Origin of the sequence: Halorussus halobius (genome assembly GCF_004765805.1) — an archaeon.
Taxonomy (GTDB): domain Archaea; phylum Halobacteriota; class Halobacteria; order Halobacteriales; family Haladaptataceae; genus Halorussus; species Halorussus halobius.
In genome coordinates, this window is sequence record NZ_ML219773.1 from 729,648 (window position 1) to 748,355 (window position 18,708).

Annotated in this window: 19 protein-coding genes; 11 read left to right on the forward strand and 8 right to left on the reverse strand. The window is 67.7% G+C overall.

Annotated elements, in window-relative coordinates; genetic code table 11:
- Positions 1–10: 10 nt before the first annotated feature.
- Complete coding sequence (locus tag EPL03_RS03640) at positions 11–655, reverse strand: ferredoxin--NADP reductase (RefSeq protein ID WP_135827970.1); 645 nt, start codon at positions 653–655, stop codon at positions 11–13.
- Positions 656–819: 164 nt separating this feature from the next.
- Between EPL03_RS03640 and EPL03_RS03645 the strand changes: the two genes are divergently transcribed.
- The 7 genes from EPL03_RS03645 to EPL03_RS03675 all read left to right on the forward strand — a co-directional run bounded on the left by EPL03_RS03645 (position 820) and on the right by EPL03_RS03675 (position 9,036).
- A complete protein-coding gene (locus tag EPL03_RS03645; protein ID WP_135827971.1) occupies positions 820–2,580 on the forward strand; it encodes a 2-oxoacid:acceptor oxidoreductase subunit alpha in 1,761 nt (586 codons plus the stop codon).
- Entirely contained in the window at positions 2,577–3,440 is an 864-nt protein-coding gene (locus EPL03_RS03650) for a 2-oxoacid:ferredoxin oxidoreductase subunit beta (RefSeq protein WP_135827972.1), read from the forward strand. Before EPL03_RS03645 ends, EPL03_RS03650 begins: the two co-directional genes overlap by 4 nt.
- 229 nt (positions 3,441–3,669) lie before the next feature.
- The gene (locus EPL03_RS03655) at positions 3,670–4,455 is read left to right on the forward strand and encodes a hypothetical protein (protein ID WP_135827973.1); all 786 of its coding nucleotides are present in this window, start codon (positions 3,670–3,672) and stop codon (positions 4,453–4,455) included.
- Positions 4,456–4,644: 189 nt separating this feature from the next.
- Positions 4,645–5,877, forward strand: a complete 1,233-nt coding sequence (locus EPL03_RS03660) for a digeranylgeranylglycerophospholipid reductase (protein ID WP_135827974.1) — start codon at positions 4,645–4,647, stop codon at positions 5,875–5,877.
- Positions 5,878–6,057: 180 nt separating this feature from the next.
- On the forward strand, positions 6,058–6,840 hold the full coding sequence (locus tag EPL03_RS03665) for a formate/nitrite transporter family protein (RefSeq protein ID WP_368277066.1): 783 nt from the start codon (positions 6,058–6,060) through the stop codon (positions 6,838–6,840).
- A gap of 131 nt (positions 6,841–6,971) precedes the next feature.
- Entirely contained in the window at positions 6,972–8,051 is a 1,080-nt protein-coding gene (locus EPL03_RS03670) for a tubulin/FtsZ family protein (RefSeq protein ID WP_135827975.1), read from the forward strand.
- 55 nt (positions 8,052–8,106) lie between these two features.
- On the forward strand, positions 8,107–9,036 hold the full coding sequence (locus EPL03_RS03675) for a cobalamin-binding protein (protein ID WP_135827976.1): 930 nt from the start codon (positions 8,107–8,109) through the stop codon (positions 9,034–9,036).
- Positions 9,037–9,519: 483 nt separating this feature from the next.
- Here EPL03_RS03675 and EPL03_RS03680 read toward each other — a convergent pair whose 3' ends face one another.
- The 3 genes from EPL03_RS03680 to EPL03_RS03690 form a co-directional block, all read right to left on the reverse strand.
- A complete protein-coding gene (locus EPL03_RS03680; RefSeq protein WP_135827977.1) occupies positions 9,520–10,863 on the reverse strand; it encodes an alkaline phosphatase family protein in 1,344 nt (447 codons plus the stop codon).
- A gap of 102 nt (positions 10,864–10,965) precedes the next feature.
- Complete coding sequence (locus tag EPL03_RS03685) at positions 10,966–12,081, reverse strand: DHH family phosphoesterase (RefSeq protein ID WP_135827978.1); 1,116 nt, start codon at positions 12,079–12,081, stop codon at positions 10,966–10,968.
- 175 nt (positions 12,082–12,256) lie between these two features.
- Complete coding sequence (locus EPL03_RS03690; RefSeq protein ID WP_135827979.1) at positions 12,257–12,790, reverse strand: inorganic diphosphatase; 534 nt, start codon at positions 12,788–12,790, stop codon at positions 12,257–12,259.
- A 262-nt stretch (positions 12,791–13,052) separates the two neighbouring features.
- Between EPL03_RS03690 and EPL03_RS03695 the strand changes: the two genes are divergently transcribed.
- A complete protein-coding gene (locus tag EPL03_RS03695) occupies positions 13,053–13,409 on the forward strand; it encodes a PadR family transcriptional regulator (protein ID WP_135827980.1) in 357 nt (118 codons plus the stop codon).
- Positions 13,410–13,483: 74 nt separating this feature from the next.
- On the opposite strand, the gene EPL03_RS03700 is transcribed toward EPL03_RS03695, so the two are convergent.
- Together EPL03_RS03700 and rnhA are read right to left on the reverse strand one after the other, a co-directional pair.
- On the reverse strand, positions 13,484–14,080 hold the full coding sequence (locus EPL03_RS03700; RefSeq protein ID WP_135827981.1) for a DUF7108 family protein: 597 nt from the start codon (positions 14,078–14,080) through the stop codon (positions 13,484–13,486).
- Positions 14,073–14,666, reverse strand: a complete 594-nt coding sequence (rnhA, locus tag EPL03_RS03705) for a ribonuclease HI (protein ID WP_135827982.1) — start codon at positions 14,664–14,666, stop codon at positions 14,073–14,075. Before rnhA ends, EPL03_RS03700 begins: the two co-directional genes overlap by 8 nt.
- 176 nt (positions 14,667–14,842) lie before the next feature.
- Here rnhA and EPL03_RS03710 point away from each other — a divergent pair, with 176 nt between their 5' ends.
- From EPL03_RS03710 to EPL03_RS03720, 3 genes are all read left to right on the forward strand, one after another.
- Positions 14,843–15,808 carry a transcription initiation factor IIB gene (locus EPL03_RS03710; protein ID WP_135827983.1) on the forward strand — a complete coding sequence of 322 codons (966 nt, stop codon included), beginning with the start codon at positions 14,843–14,845 and terminating at the stop codon, positions 15,806–15,808.
- Between the two features lie 279 nt (positions 15,809–16,087).
- Positions 16,088–17,347 (forward strand): DNA repair protein NreA, encoded by a 1,260-nt coding sequence (nreA, locus tag EPL03_RS03715; RefSeq protein ID WP_135827984.1) that lies wholly within the window; start codon positions 16,088–16,090, stop codon positions 17,345–17,347.
- A 34-nt stretch (positions 17,348–17,381) separates the two neighbouring features.
- Positions 17,382–17,594 (forward strand): hypothetical protein, encoded by a 213-nt coding sequence (locus EPL03_RS03720; protein ID WP_135827985.1) that lies wholly within the window; start codon positions 17,382–17,384, stop codon positions 17,592–17,594.
- Here EPL03_RS03720 and EPL03_RS03725 read toward each other — a convergent pair whose 3' ends face one another.
- Together EPL03_RS03725 and EPL03_RS03730 are read right to left on the reverse strand one after the other, a co-directional pair.
- Positions 17,595–18,047, reverse strand: a complete 453-nt coding sequence (locus EPL03_RS03725) for a DUF302 domain-containing protein (RefSeq protein WP_135827986.1) — start codon at positions 18,045–18,047, stop codon at positions 17,595–17,597.
- Positions 18,048–18,095: 48 nt separating this feature from the next.
- Positions 18,096–18,683, reverse strand: a complete 588-nt coding sequence (locus tag EPL03_RS03730; RefSeq protein ID WP_135828577.1) for a CPBP family intramembrane glutamic endopeptidase — start codon at positions 18,681–18,683, stop codon at positions 18,096–18,098.
- Positions 18,684–18,708: the final 25 nt, after the last annotated feature.

Below are 18,708 nucleotides of genomic sequence, written 5' to 3' on the forward strand. Positions count from 1 at the left end.
GCGAAGCCGATTACTCCGGCGCGGGACCGAAGCTCTCGGTCTTGGCGTCGCCGGCGTCGACCCCCGCCGCGTCGAGCGCCGCGGTCGCCCGGTCGAGGAAGTCCGCGAACCCGTAGACGAACAGTTGCCCCTGCGCGTCCGCGAGGACCTCCAGCACGTTCTCGTCGCTCACGTCGTCGGTGATCGCGACCGTCGCGCCGGCGTCCGCGAGCGCGGTCAACCGTTCCTCGTGGATGGGCGCGTCGTCCTCGTAGACGACCGTGGCCGATGCGTTCTCGTCTAGGGCGCGCTCGCCGATGCCGACCGCGGGGCCGACGCCCGGTCCGCCCGCGAGCACGACGACGCCGTCCTCGCCCTCGTAGTAGGCGTCGCCGAAGGGGCCGGCGACCGCGACGGTGTCGCCCGATTCGAGGTCGGCGAGGTAGGGACTGAGCGACCCCTCGGGGTCGACCTCGACCGTGACCTCGAACGTCTCCTCTGCATCGGGCGACGAGAGTGTGTAGTGGCGCGTGACCTGCTCGCCCCCGACCGTCGCGCCGACCTGCACGAACTGTCCGGGCCGGGCCTCGAAGGTCGCCGGGGCCTCCAGCACGAGCGCGACCGCGTCCGGGCCGACCGACTCGACCGCTCGAACCGCGACTTCGGTTCCGTCCATGCCCGTCAGTTGGCCCGGAGCGACCAAAGACTCTGCGACTGCGACACCGCGCGGTCGGACTCGCCCGGCCCATCTCGTCGCCCGACCTCCGGTTCCGGAACGGCTCGCCGCGAAGGCCGCTTCAGAAGGCTTTTGATTTGGCACGGGCTACCTCCCGCCTAGGAATGCCAGACGACCTGAACTGGGCCATCGGCGGCGAGGCCGGCGATGGCATCGACTCGACGGGAAAGATATTCGCGCAGGCGCTTTCCCGGGCCGGACGACACGTCTTCACCTCCAAGGACTTCGCGTCCCGAATCCGAGGTGGATACACGGCGTACAAGATACGGAGTTCGGTCGACCGCGTCGAGAGCGTGGTCGACCGCCTCGACATCCTCGTGGCGCTGACCGAGCGCACCATCCACGAGAACGAGGACGAACTCCACGACGGAAGCGTCATCATCTACGACGGCGAGCGGACCGAGATGGAGGACGTCGAGATTCCCGAGGGAATGATCGGGCTGTCGGTGCCGCTCCAGCGCCTCGCCGAGGAGGCCGGCGGTGCCATCATGCAGAACATCGTCGCGCTGGGCGCGGCCTGCGAGGTGACGAACTTCCCCATCGAGAACCTCGACTCGGCCCTGGAGAAGAAGTTCGGCGACAAGGGCGAGTCCATCGTCGAGAACAACAAGACGGCCGCCCGGAAGGGCCAGGAGTTCGTGGCCGAGGAGTACGACCACGAATTCGAGTACGACATCGCCACCACCGACAACGACTACGTCCTGCTCAACGGCGACCAGGCCATCGGCATGGGCGCAATCGCGGCCGGCTGTCGGTTCTACGCCGGCTACCCCATCACCCCGGCGACCGACGTGATGGAGTACCTCACCGGCCGCATCGAGCAGTACGGCGGCGAGGTCGTCCAGGCCGAGGACGAGCTGTCGGCCATCAACATGGCGCTGGGCGCGGCCCGCGCGGGAGCCCGGGCGATGACCGCGACCTCCGGTCCGGGCATCGACCTGATGACCGAGACGTTCGGGCTGGTCGCGACCAGCGAGACGCCGCTGGTCATCGCCGACGTGATGCGGTCGGGGCCCTCGACCGGGATGCCGACCAAGCAAGAACAGGGCGACCTCAACATGACCCTCTACGGCGGGCACGGCGAGGTGCCCCGGTTCGTGGTCGCCCCGACCAACGTCGCGGAGTGTTTCCACAAGACCGTCGAAGCGTTCAACCTGGCCGAGAAGTACCAGATTCCGGTGTTCCTGCTCGCTGACCTCGCGATGGCGGTGACCGAGCAGACGTTCGAGCCCGACGAGTTCGACATGGACGCCGTCGAGATCGACCGGGGCAAGATAGTCGACGACGACGAGGTCGAGGCCTGGACCGACGAGAAAGACCGGTTCCAGCCCCACTTCCCGACCGCCGACGGCGTGAGCCCCCGGGCGCTGCCCGGCACGACGAACGCCGCGCACATGTCGACCGGCCTCGAACACAACTCGCTGGGTCGCCGGACCGAGGACACCGACGTCCGGGTCGAGCAGGTCGACAAGCGCAACCGCAAGGTCGAGACCGCCCGCGAGAACGAGGGCTTCGACGTCCGGGAGTTCGGCGACCCCGACGCGGACAACCTCGTCATCTCGTGGGGGTCGAACGAGGGCGCGATGCGCGAGGCGCTCGACTACCTCGACGAGGAGGGCGTCGACGTGCGATTCCTCTCGGTGCCGTACATCTTCCCGCGACCCGACCTCACCGAGGACATCGAGGCGGCCGACGAGGTCGTGGTCGTCGAGTGCAACGAGACCGGGCAGTTCGCCGACCTGCTCGAACACGACGCGCTCGAACGGCTCAAGCGCGTGAACAAGTACAACGGCGTGCGGTTCAAGGCCGACGAACTGGCGGCCGACATCCAGGAGAAACTCGCCGCCGAGGAGGTTACAGCATGAGTTCCGACGTTCGATTCACCGACTTCAAGTCCGACAAGCAGCCGACGTGGTGCCCCGGATGCGGGGACTTCGGCACGATGAACGGCATGATGAAGGCGCTGGCCAACACCGGCAACGACCCCGACGACACCTTCGTCGTGGCGGGCATCGGCTGTTCGGGCAAGATAGGCACCTACATGCACAGCTACGCGCTCCACGGCGTCCACGGACGGGCGCTCCCCGTGGGCACGGGCGTCAAACTCGCCAACCCCGACCTCGAAGTGATGGTCGCGGGCGGCGACGGCGACGGCTACTCCATCGGCGCGGGTCACTTCGTCCACGCGGTCCGGCGGAACGTCGACATGACCTACGTCGTCATGGACAACCGCATCTACGGGCTGACCAAGGGCCAGGCCTCGCCGACCTCTCGGGAGGACTTCGAGACCTCGACGACGCCCGAGGGTCCGAAGCAGCCCCCGGTCAACCCCCTCGCGCTGGCGCTGTCGGCGGGCGGGAGCTTCATCGCCCAGTCGTTCTCGACGGACGCCCAGCGTCACGCCGAGATCGTCCAGGAGGCCATCGAGCACGACGGCTTCGGCTTCGTGAACGTCTTCAGCCCGTGCGTGACGTTCAACGACGTCGACACCTACGACTACTTCCGGGACGCCATCGTCGACCTCGACGACGAAGACCACGACGCGACCGACCGCGACGCGGCCAAGGAGAAGATACTCGACGCCGACAAGGAGTATCAGGGCATCCTCTACCAGAACGAGGAGAGCGTTCCCTACTCGGACCTCCACGGCCTCGACTCGAACATGGCCGAGATTCCCGACGGCGCGCCCGAGGACGCGACCGACCTCGTGCGCGAGTTCTACTGACCGCCGCGGTCCGTCGTCCGAATGTCTTTTTGCTGCCATAACGTCCAGTCGCGGGACTGTTCGTCGTTCGGTTACCACGCCGTAGACCGCCGAGTCCCGCCCGAACGCCGTCGGCCGACGACGTTCGACCGCGAACCGTCGACCGAGGCCGGTTCGCCGCCGACCTATATATTATTTATTGGATTAGAACATAAAATAATAAATCCACAGAAGGAATATTGTGGGGTGCATGTCGGACGACGACGCGACTGACACCGGTTCGAATCGACGTACCGTCCTCCAACTGGCCGCGCTGGCCGGTCTCCCGGTCGCCATGTCCGGGACGGCGTCGGCGTCGAGCGACCACGACCACATGGGCGAGACCTGGGGGTCGACCTCGGTGGGCCAGTCCGGTCTCAACATCGAGACGCTGTCGGGGATTCCGCTGGACGTCCACTCGGAGAAGAACTCGGCGCTGTCGGCGACCACCGACACCGGAGCCGCGGGCGTGCAGGCGATATCGCAGGCCGACAACGAAACCGCCTACGGCCTCTACGCGTACGCCGACAGCTCGAACTCGGACTCGTACGCCGTCTATTCGAACGGCGACCTGAAGGTGAACGGCGACCTGCAGGCCTCGGGCACCAAGAACTTCGTCCAGACGGTCGACACCGACGACGGGCCGAAGGAAGTGGCCTACACTGCAGTCGAGGGCGACCGCGCCCGGACCGAGACGGCCGGCGTGGCCGAACTCGACGACGGGCGGGCCGTAATCGACCTCCCCGAACACTTCGGGCTGGTCACGTCCGACCGGGAGGACCTCGTGGTCCAGCTCACGCCCTACGCGGTCGACGTCCCGGGACTGGCGGTCACCGAGCGCTCGACCGACCGCGTCGTGGTCGAGTCCATCGAGGGGTCGGGCGACTTCGAGTTCTCGTACACCGTCCGGGGCGTGCGCGACGGGTACGCGGACAGGGAGGTCGTGACTGACGGCGAGGAGACCCGGCCCGAAGGGCTGGCCGGGAGTAACAGCTGACTAACACTCGTCGCCTTTTGCCCGCTCGCCCCCGACAGAATACCCGACTGAGCGCGTTTGCGCCCATTTTTTAAGGAGTGGGTGATTACTCGCAGTAGAGATGACTGCGGACGAATACGACGCTCTCGGGGGTCCCTCGGGGACGCCCGTCGCCGCTCTCCACTCGCCTCGACGAGGGGGCGATAGCCCATGACCGACCGCTTCGACGCCGTCGTCGCCGGTGCCGGGCCCGCTGGCGCACAGTGTGCCCGCGACCTCGCGCGACGGGGCCACGACGTCGTCGTCTTCGAGACCGAACCCGAAGAGGAGTTCCCGCGCCAGAGCAACAAGTCGACGGCCGGTACCTTCCCGTCGATGCTGTCCTCGTTCGGCATCCCGGACGACGTGGTGATGAACTACACCGACGACGTGGTGCTCGAGTCCCCGAACGGCCACTTCGTCCGCGACCAGCCCGGCGCGGTGCTGGAGTTCGCCGACTTCAAGCGCTACCTCGTCCGGGACGGCCGCGAGCAGGGTGCCGAGTACCGGTTCGACTCGCGTGTCTCGAAACCCATCACCGAGAACGGCGAGGTGGTCGGGGTCAGGTACGACGGCGACCGCGAGGCGTACGCCGACGTCGTGGTCGACGCGACCGGCCCGGCCGCGCCGCTGGCGAAGGCGCTCGACGTGGTCGACCTCGAGCGCGAGAACCAGGCCATCGGCGTCGAGTACGAGATGGAGGGCGTCGACGTCGAGGCCGACGGCTACGCCGACCTCACCGACGCGATGATGCTCCGGCTCGACCACGAGTACGCCCCCGGCGGCTACTCGTGGATATTCCACACCGGCGGCGACACCGCGAAGGTCGGCCTCTGCTACCTCCAGAACGAGGCCCACCGCGAGTACGCCCGCGACGGGATGGGCATCGACGACTACCTCCAGCACTGGCTCGACACCGACCCCCGATTCGCCGACGCCGAGCGCATCGAGGGGGAGGTCCACCGGGGTTCGGCCCACGTCCAGTTGCCCGGCGAGATGAGCACGGACGGCTTCATGGCGGTCGGCGACACGGTGCCGACCGTCGACCCGCTCTGGGGCGAGGGCATCCACACCTGCATGAAGTCCGGGCGGGCGGCGGCCGCGACCGCCGACCGGTGCCTGATGCTCGAGGAGGTCGACACCTCGGCCGAGCGGCTGTCGGTGTACGACGACCTCTGGCACAGGGACGTCGCGCCCAGCGTGCGGACCCGACTGTTGATGACCAGGCTGCTGTACCTGGCGTCGAACGAGCGCTACGACGAACTGATGGCCGACCTGAGTCGACTCGACGGCGACACGCTGAGCGAGGCCAACGACGGGAACCCGCGCGCGATACTCCGACTGCTCCACCTCGGGGACCTGCCGCTGCTCGCGCGGTTCGCCCGCGAGCAGTTGGCTCGGTAACCCCCACAAGAGATACCCGTCGCTCGGGCGTACGGTGGCGCGTGAAGTCCGTCCCGACCGAAGAGAGCGGAGTCGCTGGTTTCGGGAGGTGGTAACGTGGCCGAACCGGAGTCCGACGGCCAAACCGACGCGCATCCCGACGGCGGGGTCGGCGCGGGCGGCTCGGAGTCGGCCGGCGCGCTGACGGGCGAACGGACGCCGACGACCGACGTCCTCGACAACCTCATCGAGACCGGGGTCCACGAGATCGAGCGCGAGCGACTGGGGCTGGTCCTGTCGGGGTTCTCGGCCGGGCTGGACATCGGGTTCGGGCCGCTGTTGATGGCGGTCCTGCTGACGCTCAGCGAGGGCGGCTTCGGCGACGTGGGGACCGAGCTGTTGATCGCGAGCGCCTACTCCGTGGGGTTCATCTTCGTCATCCTCGGGCGGTCGGAGCTGTTCACCGAGCACACCACCCTCGCGGTGATGCCGGTGCTCGACGGACAGGCGTCGCTCCGGGGACTGGGCAGGCTCTGGGCGCTGGTGTACGTCAGCAACATTCTCGGCGGACTGGTGTTCACGGCGTTCGTCGTCACGCTGATGCCCAACCTCGGGGTCGCCTCGCCCGAGGCGTTCGGCACCATCGCGCACAAGCTCGTCGACCACGACCTGACGTGGCTGTTCGTGGCGGGCATCCTCGCGGGGTGGCTGATGGGGCTGCTGGCGTGGCTCATCACCGCCGCCCAGGAGACTATCAGCCGGGTGGCGATAATCTGGCTGGTGACCGCCTCCATCGGCCTGCTCCACCTGCCACACTCCATCGCGGGCAACGTCGAGGTGCTGTTCGGCGTGTTCGTCTCGCCGGCGGTGTCCGTGCTGGACTACGCGAAGTTCCTCGCGCTGGCGACGGCCGGCAACGCGGTCGGCGGAGGCGTGTTCGTCGGCGTCCTGAAGTACGGTCACGTCGTCCGTGGCGGCGGCTGAGCGCCGACGGGGCCGGCGCGGCCCGACGCAAGTCCCGACCGGAGCCGTCCCCCGAGATCGCGACGGGCCGGCGTTCCCCGACTCGTCTCCACGCCGGAAAGTTGAATAGCCGTCAATTCAACCCACTGCGCATGAAAGTCGTGCTGGTAGGCGTCGGACAGGCCGGGGGCAAACTCGCCCAGCGACTGGCTCAGTACGACCAACGAATGGATTTCGGTGCGGTCCAGGGAGCGCTCGCGGTCAACTCGGCGAAAGCGGACCTCCGGGAGTTGGACCTGGACACGGTGCTGGTCGGACAGGACCGGGTGAAGGGCCACGGGGTCGGGGGCGACAACGAACTCGGGGCCGAGGTCATGCAGAGCGACGCGACCCAGGTGATGGACTCGCTCGACGGACGCATCACCGCCGACGCGGAGGCCATCTTCGTCGTCGCGGGGCTCGGCGGCGGCACCGGCTCGGGCGGCGCGCCGGTGCTCGCACACGAACTGAATCAGGTCTACGAGATGCCGGTGTACGGGCTCGGAATCCTGCCCGGCCGGGGCGAGGGCGCGATGTATCAGGCCAACGCCGGGCGCTCGCTCAAGACCCTCGTCCGGGAGGCCGACGCCACGCTGCTCATCGACAACGACGCGTGGCACACCTCCGGCGAGAGCGTCGGCGAAGCGTTCGAGACCATAAACCAGAACATCGCCCAGCGCGTCGGGCTGCTGTTCGCGTCGGGCGAGGCGGTCGAGGGGGTCGGCGAGAGCGTCGTCGACTCCAGCGAGGTCATCAACACCCTCCGGTCGGGCGGCATCGCCGCGCTCGGGTTCGCCAGCGCGGAGGCCGGCGAGGACGCCGAAGCGAACGTCAACACCGTGACCTCTATCACCCGCCGGGCGCTGTTGAGCAAGCTCAGCCTGCCCAACGCCATCGACGCCGACTCCGGGCTGCTGGTGGTGGCCGGACAGCCCGACTCCATCCCCCGGAAGGGCGTCGAGCGCGCCCGCAAGTGGCTCGAGGACGAGACCGGCAGCCTCCAGATTCGGGGCGGGGACTTCCCGCTGGACAGCGGTCGGCTCGCGGCGCTCGTCCTGCTCGGGGGCGTCGAGCGCTCCGAGCGCATCGAGGAGTTCATGCAGCGCGCCAAGGAGGCCGCCGAGCAGGCCGACCAGCCCGACGTCGACCCCGCCGAGCAGTTCCAGACCGACGAACTGGACGACCTGATTTAAATCGAGCCGTCGCCGGGAAGCCAGTTTTAACTCGCCGTCGTCCGTCGAGTGACGCATGCGCGTCGTCTCGTTGCTCCCGTCCGCGACCGAAATCGGGTACGCTCTCGGAATCGAACCGGTCGGGGTCTCCCATGAGTGTGACTATCCGCCCCGGGCGGCCGAACTGCCCGCGGCGAACCGGAGCCTCGTCGACCCGACCGCGAGCACCGCCGAGATAAACGAGCAGGTCGAGGCCGCGATGGACGACCACGACGGCGTCTACGACGTGCGCCGCGACGTCCTCCGGGAGCTCGACCCGGACCTGATACTCACGCAGGGCATCTGTGACGTCTGTGCCGTCGATAGCGTCCTGGTCGAGGACGCGCTCGCGGAGCTGGACCTCGACGCACGCGTCCTGACGACCGACCCTCACAGCCTCGAGGACGTGTTCGAGGACGTCCGGCTCATCGGCGAGGCGACCGGTCGAACCGAGCGCGCCGAGTCGCTGGTCGCGGACCTCCGCGAGCGGGTCCGCGCGGTCGAGCGGGCGGTCCCGTCCCGCGCGGCGACCCCGCGAGTCGCGGTCCTCGACTGGATGCAACCGCCGATGACCTCCGGCCACTGGATTCCGGGGATGGTCGAGCGAGCCGGCGGCGCCTACGGACTGGCCGAGCCCCGCGTCCCCTCGCGACCGATAGCGTGGGAAGACGTCCTCGAGTACGACCCGGAGGTCCTCGTCGTCGCGCCCTGCGGGTTCGACCTGGACACGACGCACGACCGCCTCGACGAACTCACCGGCCGCGACGGGTGGCAGGACCTCTCGGCGGTCCAGTCCGGGCGCGTGTACGCCATCGACGGCAACCACTACGTCAACCGACCGGGGCCGCGGCTGGTCGACACGCTGGAGTACTTCGCGGCGATACTTCACCCCGAGACGTTCGAGTCGCCCCCGTCCGACGCCGTCGAGCGGCTGGCCACGAAACCGGCGTCGCCGTCCGGCCGGTAGGTGGGGTCCCAGACGCCCGACACCGTTCGGAGGCGCGCGAACGACGCCAGTTGCGCCCGCTGAACCACTCCGCATCCTCGGCGGACTGAACGGGCGAGCGGGGTCGCGTTTATCGTGGTCGTCTCAGCGCGGCCACTATCTCGCGGGCGCAGAACTGCGCCCGCGAGATATCCCGTTGAGCGACCGTCGCGTGAGCGAAGCGAACGAAAGCCTCGAAAATCGCCGATTTCGGGCCGTAGCGAATCGTCGATTCGCAACACCTCGTCGGTCACAGCCCGCGTGGTTCGAAACTCGAAGAGTTTCGTCATCACGAGCGCGACGCGCTCGGACGACAGCCGGAAGCGAGCAGGACCGTCCGACGGCGGCGAGCGGGCCGAGGGCTCTCGAGGACGTGTTTGCGGTTCGAGTGCCCTCACAATGCGGGCCGAGGGCGTTCGACGACGTTGCGGTTCGAGATCGGAGTCGCCGGGTCGGCCCCGATTTTCAGACCAGGCTCCGACCGTCGAGTTCCGCTGCGTCGTAGTCCAGTTCCAGCAGGTCCAGAATCGTGGGCGCGATGTCGTAGAGGTTCACGTCCTCGACCGTCGCGTCGGGGTCGTCGACGAACAGCGAGGCGTTGTCGAAGCTGTGCATCCCGTTACGGGGACCGTGACCGAACACGTCGTCGTGACCCTTGAACCCGGCCTTGAGGTCGAAGCCGTAGTTGGGGACGGCCACGAGGTCGGGCGCGATGTCGTCGTGGTCGCCCTCGAACGCCGCCTCTTTCTCGACCACGCGGTCGACCACCTTCCGGCCGTCGGGGCCTTCGAGACCCTCAATCGCGGCCTTGAGCTGGTCGCGTTTCTCCTCGTACTCGCTCTCGGGGACGCTCCCACGTGGCTCGCGGCCCTCCAGATTGACGTAGAACCGACCGGGGATGAGCGAGTAGGCCTCGGTGTCGTCGCTGATGTCGCCCAGCTCCTCGTGGTCGTCGTCCTCGTAGGAGAGCCAGCCCTCCTGGCGGAGCCACTCGTTGAAGTGGACCTCGTAGTCGAGGCTGGTGAACCCGTGGTCGCTGGCGACGACCATCGTCACGTCCTCGGGGAGGTTCTGGCGGAGTTCGCCCAGATACGTGTCGAGGGTCCGGTAGAATTCGAGGAACTCCTCCTCGTACTCGCCGCCCTCCTCGTAGTGCTTGTAGAGGAAGTGGTTCACGCGGTCGGTGGTCATGAACACGCCGAACAGCAGGTCCCAGTCGTCCTGCTGGACGTAGTGCTTGAACGCCTCGAACCGGGATTCGAGCGTCTCGTGGGCGTTCTCGATGAACTCGGACTTGTCGTCTTTGTGCCCGAGCTTGGCGTTCGAGTCCATCTTCCAGTCCAGTCCGGAGAGGTACTCCCGGAGTTCGTCGGGGTACGCGCCCTTGTCGACGCCCGGCGAGAGGAAGCCCGAGACCATCCGCTGGACGTTGCGCTGGGGCGGGAAGGTGACGGGGACGTTGAGCACGGTCGCGTCCCGGCCCGCGTCGGCGACCCGGTCCCAGAGCCGGGTGGCCTGCACGTCCCGGCCCATCGGGACGTAGGTGTCGTAGCTCCCGACTTCGCGGTCCTGAAAGCCGTAGACACCCGTCTCGCCGGGATTGACGCCGGTGGTGAGGGAGGGCCAGCACGCCGACGACTCCGGGGGCACGATGCTGTCTATCGGTCCGGACGCGCCTTCGTCGGCGAGGGCGGCGAGATTCTCGAACTCGTCGAAGTGGTCTTCGAGGAAGCTGTACGGCACGCCGTCGATCCCGAAGAACGCGACGCGGGGGTCGTCGTCACCGCGAATCCTATCGAAGAGACCCATGCCCCCGGATAGGAGGACCGGATACAAGAAATTTCTTTTCGGCGGACGCGGAGCCGGCGCGAGCGAGGCCCCAGGGACAGACCCAGCGGGTCGCGAGCCGGGTCAGGAGGTCTCGAACGCCTCGAACAGCGACTTCCGGGTGCTGGCGTCGATGAGCATGTCGAGGGTCTGCTCGTGTTCGCCCCCGACCTGCGCGAACAGGCCCAGCGGCACGCGCGCCGTGGCCGAGTCGGTGTTCCCGCCGGTGGTCTCGCTGGCGTCGAACGCGGATTCGAGGACGTCGAGCGCGTTCGTCCGGACGTCCTCGGCCCGACACGAGACCACGATGGTCTCCTCGTGGATGCCGAACACGGCGGCGGTCGAGACGCCCTCCAGTCGGAGCATGGTGTCGGCGGCCTCGTCGAGCGCCGAGGCCGAGGGGACGCTGCCGACGTTGGTCACGGCGAAGCTGGCCTGTCGCTCGCGGTTGGCGATGGCGTCGCTGATGACGTCGAACGTGTCGCCGCTCATGCCGGGCGACCGGAGGTCCTCGATGCGGCCGAGGTCGGCGTAGGCGTGGAGGAACCCCGCCGCCTCGTAGTCGTGCCGGCCGTTGGCGCGCCGGAAGTCCCGGGTACCGGCCCGGATGCCGTGGAGCAACGCGGTAGCGACCCGCTGGTCGGGGACGACGCCCTCCTCGTCCAGCAGTCGCGTCACCGTGGTCGAGGTCGCGCCGTCGTCGGTCGGGGTCACGGTGAGGATGTTCTCCTCGGCGGTGGGTCGGTGGCGGACCAGCGCGACCACCGGCGGGTTGTTCGAGAGCCGCGGGACGCCACCGCCCCCGCCGACGGCGACCGCGGCCTCCGAGTCCGAGAGACCGTCGGCGTCCTCGCCGACGACCGACAGTTCCAGGTCGAAGATGTTCGAGAACGTCTTGCTGTCCTCGCCCGTGACCGGTCCCTCGGCGAACAGGCGGGCGGTGACGCCCCACTCGCTACAGAGCGCCTGCAGGCCGACTGCGGCCGCCAGCGCGTCGATGCTCGGCCCTTCCGGTACCACGAGCGCGACGCGGTCCTGTCCGGTGATCGCGTTCCTGAGGGCGTCGACCGGCTCCTCGCCGCCGCCGTCACGCCAGTCGTGGACCGACCGTGCGGCGTAGACGGCGAGCCCGCCCGCCACGAGAAGCGTCGCTGCGGCGGCCGCGTACTCGACGCCGCCGAACGGAGTCCCGAGAGCCATCGATTCGGCGTGTTCAGGCCAGCGTCAAATAGTTTCGGGGACGGGCGGCGCTCGGACCCGAGGAGAGGCGGGGCCGACGCGCGGCGGAGAGGCCGGAATTTCGAGGTCCGGTACGGGTGAGAACGGGGCGGAGGGGTCTGCCGGCGGGAACAGGTGGCTGCCCTCTCGTAGCGGATTAGGCGAACTCCTGCTCGTAGAGGTCCATCGCGTGTTCGATGGCGTCTTTCGCAGCCTGCTTGTCCTCCCAGCCCAGCGTCTCGACCTCCTTGCCCGGTTCGAGGTTCTTGTAGGTCTCGAAGAACTCCTCGATCTCGGCGGTCTGCTGGTCCGAGAGGTCCTCGATGTCCTGCACCTCGTCGTAGCGGGGGTCCTCGCTCGGGACCGCGATGACCTTGTCGTCTTGCTCGCCGTCGTCGTCCATCTTCATCAGCGCGACGGGCCGAGCCTCGATGACGCAGCCGGGGAAGGTCTTGTCCTCGACGAGGACGAGCACGTCGAAGGGGTCCTCGTCGTCGTAGTAGCTCTGCGGGATGAAGCCGTAGTCGCTGGGGTAGTGGACGTTCGAGTGGAGCACGCGGTCGAGGACGACGCCGGGAACGTCCTTGTCGTACTCGTACTTGTTGCGCTCGCCTTTGAGACATTCCACGACAGCGTATATCTCCTCGGGCGGGTTCGGTCCGGTCTCGAGGTCTTCCCAGAGGTTCGTCATGGTGCAGTCCGGAACTCGGTCCGAGGTCCGGAAAGTCCTTTCGGCATTCCGTGGGGAGGTGACTGCCCCGCCGGACGGTCGGCAGTCCGCTCGGGGTCCGGCGACGACCCCGGCAATTCGTGCCCCGAGCCGAACCAATTTTTTTACGAGTCCCGTTACGTACCGACCGTCTGGTGGGTCGACTCCCCGATACGGTCGAAAGCGTCAGCGGAGTTGGGAAAGATTAAATACCACCGTGACAAATCATCGGATGTCAGAGTCTATGTCAGAGGCACAGACACTCACAGAGACTAGTACCGCTCGCAACCTCACCGCGTTCCAGACGAACATCCTGACCATCCTCTCCGAGGAGCCGATGTACGGGCTCGCCATCAAGCGCGAGCTCGAGGATTACTACGGCGAGGAGGTCAACCACGGACGCCTCTACCCCAACCTCGACACGCTGGTCGAGAAGGGCTACGTCGAGAAGAGCGAACTCGACAAGCGCACCAACCAGTACGAGCTCACCGACGAGGGGCTGGCCGTCGTGGTCGACGGGCTCGAATGGACTCTCTCGAAGTTCGTGACCGACGACGAGCGCGCCGACCAGGTCCGCGACCTCGTCGCCAGCAGCGAGTAGACGCCGCCCCACGAATTCCGATCGGAGCGTCTCCGTTCCGCGGCTCCGGAGACCGGCCGGGACGGACGATTTCGCTACTTCTCGCTCGCGATCTCGAACACGTAGTCGAGCGACTCCTCGACGATTGCGCGCTGGTCGTCGCTCGGCCACGCGTTCCGGGGGAAGTACTCCGCGAGGAACTCCTCGACTTCGTCGTCGGTCGCGGACTCGACGGGGCGGGCGTAGTGGTTGCCCATGAAGTCCGCGAACGCCGCCGCGTTGTCGCCGTGGACGTCGCCGTGGTCCTCGCGGACCCGAGCCACGACCCGGCGGTTGTGTTCCTCGACCGCCACCCACTCTTCGGGTTCGCCCGGCCCGGACAGCGACACCTCGACCGCACGGGAGGTGTCCTCGACGCGCTCGGGGCGTATCATGTCGCCGTCCACCCAGTCGTCGGGATGGACGACGAGGGTCTCGCCGGCGTCGTCCGCTCGAACCCGCGCCGTGAAGTCGTGGTCGGCCAACAGGTCGGCCCGCTCCTCGCGGTAGGCCTCGGCTTCGGCGTCGTCGACCGCCTCGCGTGCGAGTCGGGTGAGCCGTTCGGCGCGCTCCACGACCGCTTCCGGGAGGTCGCCGTCCTCGGCGGACGCCTCCTCGTCGGACGCCTCGCGGGACGGGTCGGCGTCAGGCATCGTCGAGCGCCTCGTTGGCTAGCTCGTCGGCGCGCTCGTTTATCTCTCGCGGGACGTGCGCGAGGTCCCAGTCGTCGAAGTCGTCGAGCAGTTCCCGGACGGTCACCCGATACTCGCGCAGTTCGGGGTCGTTGGTGTTCCACGCGCCGGTGACCTGCTTGACTATCAACTCGGAGTCGCCCTTGAGTTCGACCGAGTCGAAGCCGTAGTCGCTGGCCGCCCGGAGTGCGCGGAGCAACGCTTCGTACTCGGCCTGATTGTTGGTCGCGCGCCCGACGGTTTCGCCGCCCTCGGCGGCGATGCCGTCGCTGGTGACGAGGACCCACCCGGCCGCTGCGGGGCCGGGATTGCCTCGGCTCGCGCCGTCGAAGTAGACGTAGGCGTGGCCGCCGCCGTCGCGCAGCACGGCTTCGACGTCCTGCGGATTCGCGCCCTGGACCACGACCTTGTCGTCGTAGGCGACCGCGACCGCGTCGCCGTAGGTCGCGCGCCAGCGCTCGTGGTCGTCGTTGCCCGCCGACACGTCCGCGCCCGCCTCGACCAATTTCTCGCGGGCGGCGGCCACGTCGCACTCGATGACCGGCATGGGCGTTGCTCGGCGGCACCGACGTAAACGATTTCCGGTGGCGGGTCGAACCGGTGATTCGCGTCGTGGGCCGAGTACGTCCGGGAACGCGCTCGAACCTCGACTTCCGTCCTCTCGGCAAGGACACGTTTCGGCCAAGGGTTTAAGTACTTCGGCGATACTACTATAAAAGTGCGATGACACGGTCCACTCGCCAGCGGGAGCGCCAAGCCGAGGCGGAGGAAACGGCGGAGGAGTCAGAGGGTGTACGGGAATGCCCGGAGTGTGGTTCTGACAACCTCGTCAAGAGTTCCGACAGGGCGGAGCTCGTGTGTGATGACTGCGGTCTGGTCGTGGAGGAAGAACAGATAGACCCCGGCCCCGAGTGGCGGGCGTTCAACCACCAGGAGCGCCAGGAGAAGTCCCGCGTGGGTGCCCCGACCACGCAGACGATGCACGACAAGGGGCTGACGACCACCATCGACTGGAAGGACAAGGACGCGTACGGCCGTTCGATTTCCTCGAAGAAGCGCTCGCAGATGCATCGGTTGCGCAAGTGGCAAGAGCGCATCCGGACGAAGGACGCGGGCGAGCGCAACCTCCAGTTCGCGCTGAGCGAGATCGACCGCATGGCGTCGGCGCTGGGCGTGCCCCGGTCGGTCCGCGAGGTGGCGTCGGTCATCTACCGGCGGGCGTTGAAGGAGGACCTCATCCGGGGCCGGTCCATCGAGGGGGTCGCCACCAGCGCGCTGTACGCCGCCTGCCGCAAGGAGGGCATCCCGCGAAGCCTCGAAGAGATCTCGGAGGTCTCGCGGGTCGAGCGTAAGGAAATCGGACGAACCTATCGGTACATCTCCCAGGAACTCGGCCTGGAGATGAAGCCCGTCGACCCGAAGAAGTACGTGCCCCGCTTTTGCTCGGAGCTCGAACTCAGCGAGGAGGTCCAGACCAAGGCCAACGAGATTATCGAGACCACCGCCGAGGAGGGCCTGCTGTCGGGCAAGTCGCCGACGGGGTACGCGGCCGCCGCCATCTACGCCGCCTCGCTCCTGTGCAACGAGAAAAAGACCCAGCGCGAGGTCGCCGACGTCGCCCAGGTCACCGAAGTCACCATCCGCAACCGCTACCAGGAACAGATCGAGGCGATGGGCATCCACAGCTGACGCCGGGGCGAATTTCGACGATTCCTCGCGGTTCGACACGTCCGCGCCGACCGGTCTCGACCGCTGCGTAGTTTCAAGGACGAGGACGGGACGAACAGTCCCCGTGACCTGAGACCTGACGCGGGGCGGCCGAGCGAAACCGGCGGTGCGACCGCTCCGCGACCGGACAGCACCACCTGCACGCTCCACTAACCTGCACGCCCCACTAACCTGCATGCCCCACTGATTCGTGCGGTCCCCGAGTAAGGTTCAAATCGTTCGGGACCCAAGCGGGGGCGAATGCGTCTCGACGAGTACATCGAGGACCTGGAGCCGGACGACGAGGACCGCAAGCGCCGGCTCGCCGAGGAGAAGTCCTACGAGATTCTCGACTACGTCGAGCAGGTCGAGGACCGCTTCTCCGAGGTGACGCAGGGCGACGCGATGGTCGGGAGCACGTCGCCTTCGGTGTTCGTCGGGCACTCGAACTACCCCAGCGTCTCGACGGGTATCCTCTCGCCGGTCGGCGCGGAGGAGCGCGCCGCGGAGTTCGCCACCAGCAGCGAGTGGTACCAGCGCGGTCTCGACATCGACAACGTGCTCCAGTACCGGACCGGCCTGCTCAACTCCAACCACTCGGCCGACGTGGGCAACGTCTCGGACGCGTGGGACGGCTTCCTCGGCACACAGCGCGAGGTCGCCATCGCCGACCGGCCCGTCGACGTCGAGATCGGCCTCTCGAACTCGCTGGACCTCGACCTCGACCTCGACGACGTGACCACGCCCACGGGTCCCTCGGCGCGTGCGACATCGGCCGACCTCACCGAGAACCCCCACGTTCCCCGGCCGGTGAAGAAGACCCTCGAAGACGACGACTGGCAGGCCCAGGGCGCGATGACCTACCTCTACCGACGGGGGTTCGACGTCTACGACATCAACGACGTCCTCTCGGCGGGCGCGCTCGGTCGGGGCGAGAACCGGCGGCTCGTGCCGACGCGATGGTCGATTACGGCGGTCGACGACACCATCGGGCAGTACCTCCGAGGCGGGATTCGAACCAATCCGAGCGTCGACGAGACGCAGGTCTGGGTCAACGAGTACGTTGGCAACCGCTACTGGGTCGTCCTGACGCCCGGCCAGTGGGAGTTCGAACTGGTCGAGATGAAGGCCCCCGGCAGCATCTGGAACCAGGACCCCACGGGCGAGACGTGGATGAGCAGCGCCCACGAGGGGTACGAGGGCCGGACCAGTTACGTCGACGAGACGGCGGGTGCGTACTACGCCTCCCGACTGGGCGTCCTCGAACACCTCGACTCGGTCGGTCGACAGGCGAAGTGTCTCGTCCTGCGGGAGGTCTCGGACGAGTACTGGGCACCGGTCGGCGTCTGGCAGATTCGCGAGAGCGTCCGGAACGCCTTCGACGGCGAGTACGGCGAGGCCGAGACGTTCCACGGCGCGGTCCGAGCACTGTCCGACCAGCTCCCCGTTTCGCTGCCCGCGCTCCGGCGGAAGTCAGAACTGCTGTCGGGCCTGCAGGCCAATCTGGCGGACTTCTCGTGACAAGGCTTATGTCCGGCGTCGAACCACGTCAGGTATGGTTCCCCTGTTCGGCCCGGTCCCCGGCGGAATGGAGATCGTCGTCATCCTCCTCATCGCAGTCGTGGTGTTCGGCCTCCCGCTGGTGTTGCTCGGCGGCGGATTCTTCCTCTACCGTGGCTCGAAGTCCGAGGACGAAGAACTCGCCGCGCTCCGCCGGGAAGTCGAGGCGCTCCGCGAGGAAATCGAGCAGTTGGACGACGAGGAGTAGCTACGCTGCGTCGAGGTTCGACCACGCTTCGTCGACCAGTTCACCGGTCTCGGCCACGATGTCGGCCCACTCGTCGTCGTCGGGAGCCAGCCCGACGAGTCGGGCGATTCGCATGATGCTGACGTGGTAGACCACCTGCCGGCCGGGTTCGTCCTGCCAGACGACCACGTTGCACGGGAACAGCCCGCCGATGCGATTGTCGCTGGCGTCGAGCGCGCGGTCGGCCATGCTCGGGTTGCACGCGCCGAGCACGTAGTAGGAGTCGTGGTCCGCGCCCTCGACCTTCTCGTTCAGGAGTTCGGAGGGCGAAAACTCCTCGGGAACGCCGAAGCCGGCCGCCACGAACGCTTCCCTGACGTGCTCGATGGCTTCCTCGTGGTCCATCTCCAGTACTGCTCGCTTCTCGCCGACGTCGCTGGCGTCGAGTGCCGTGGGGTCGATGGGGAGTGGCATGCGAGCCACTTCGCGCCCCGGAGATAAAAAGTGGCGCTCTTCGGGAACTCAGACCGGAATCGGAAGCCACGACAGCCAGCGAACCACCCGCTCGGTCGGGACGAGCGGTGGATGGAGCACCAGCCAGTCCAGCACCGCGAGCCCCGCCCCGTGGGCGACCACTGACGGCAGGATGGACTCGCTCTCGTAGTCGACCGCGCCGAACAGCACGTCGGTCGGCCCCGACAGCGCCAGTTCGATGGGCGGCTTGTACATGTGGTGGAAGGCGTACACAACCGGGCTGATGAACACGCTCTTGAACCCGAGTTCTCGCACGCCGACGCACAGCAACCCCCGGTAGTACGTCTCGGCGGCCAGCGCGATGACGAACTGCGCGACCGCGTGCGGGAGGAACTCCCGGAGCGCGGCGCTGGTCTCCCACATCGGATAGTAGGCGCGGACGGTCGGGAGCGAGGACCCGACCACGTAGAACGGGAGGACGAACAGCACGAGCAACACGGTGTTGCGGACCGCGGTCCGGTCGACGCGGAAGCCGATGTGGCGACCGTGCCGCGCCGCGAGCGCGAGCGGTGCGAGGACGTAGACGACGACGTCTCTGAGGAGTCGGTCGGTCAGTCCCGTCACGTCCCACGTCATCCAGACGGCGGTCAACACCGCTCCG

Excerpts from the sequence above, each read along its gene's own strand:
- EPL03_RS03640 (WP_135827970.1), bottom strand. The coding sequence starts at position 655 with ATGGACGGAACCGAAGTCGCGGTTCGAGCGGTCGAGTCGGTCGGCCCG.
- EPL03_RS03645 (WP_135827971.1), top strand. The coding sequence starts at position 820 with ATGCCAGACGACCTGAACTGGGCCATCGGCGGCGAGGCCGGCGATGGC.
- EPL03_RS03650 (WP_135827972.1), top strand. The coding sequence starts at position 2,577 with ATGAGTTCCGACGTTCGATTCACCGACTTCAAGTCCGACAAGCAGCCG.
- EPL03_RS03655 (WP_135827973.1), top strand. The coding sequence starts at position 3,670 with ATGTCGGACGACGACGCGACTGACACCGGTTCGAATCGACGTACCGTC.
- EPL03_RS03660 (WP_135827974.1), top strand. The coding sequence starts at position 4,645 with ATGACCGACCGCTTCGACGCCGTCGTCGCCGGTGCCGGGCCCGCTGGC.
- EPL03_RS03670 (WP_135827975.1), top strand. The coding sequence starts at position 6,972 with ATGAAAGTCGTGCTGGTAGGCGTCGGACAGGCCGGGGGCAAACTCGCC.
- EPL03_RS03675 (WP_135827976.1), top strand. The coding sequence starts at position 8,107 with ATGCGCGTCGTCTCGTTGCTCCCGTCCGCGACCGAAATCGGGTACGCT.
- EPL03_RS03680 (WP_135827977.1), bottom strand. The coding sequence starts at position 10,863 with ATGGGTCTCTTCGATAGGATTCGCGGTGACGACGACCCCCGCGTCGCG.
- EPL03_RS03685 (WP_135827978.1), bottom strand. The coding sequence starts at position 12,081 with ATGGCTCTCGGGACTCCGTTCGGCGGCGTCGAGTACGCGGCCGCCGCA.
- EPL03_RS03690 (WP_135827979.1), bottom strand. The coding sequence starts at position 12,790 with ATGACGAACCTCTGGGAAGACCTCGAGACCGGACCGAACCCGCCCGAG.
- EPL03_RS03695 (WP_135827980.1), top strand. The coding sequence starts at position 13,053 with ATGTCAGAGGCACAGACACTCACAGAGACTAGTACCGCTCGCAACCTC.
- EPL03_RS03700 (WP_135827981.1), bottom strand. The coding sequence starts at position 14,080 with ATGCCTGACGCCGACCCGTCCCGCGAGGCGTCCGACGAGGAGGCGTCC.
- rnhA (WP_135827982.1), bottom strand. The coding sequence starts at position 14,666 with ATGCCGGTCATCGAGTGCGACGTGGCCGCCGCCCGCGAGAAATTGGTC.
- EPL03_RS03710 (WP_135827983.1), top strand. The coding sequence starts at position 14,843 with ATGACACGGTCCACTCGCCAGCGGGAGCGCCAAGCCGAGGCGGAGGAA.
- nreA (WP_135827984.1), top strand. The coding sequence starts at position 16,088 with ATGCGTCTCGACGAGTACATCGAGGACCTGGAGCCGGACGACGAGGAC.
- EPL03_RS03720 (WP_135827985.1), top strand. The coding sequence starts at position 17,382 with ATGGTTCCCCTGTTCGGCCCGGTCCCCGGCGGAATGGAGATCGTCGTC.
- EPL03_RS03725 (WP_135827986.1), bottom strand. The coding sequence starts at position 18,047 with ATGCCACTCCCCATCGACCCCACGGCACTCGACGCCAGCGACGTCGGC.
- EPL03_RS03730 (WP_135828577.1), bottom strand. The coding sequence starts at position 18,683 with ATGACGTGGGACGTGACGGGACTGACCGACCGACTCCTCAGAGACGTC.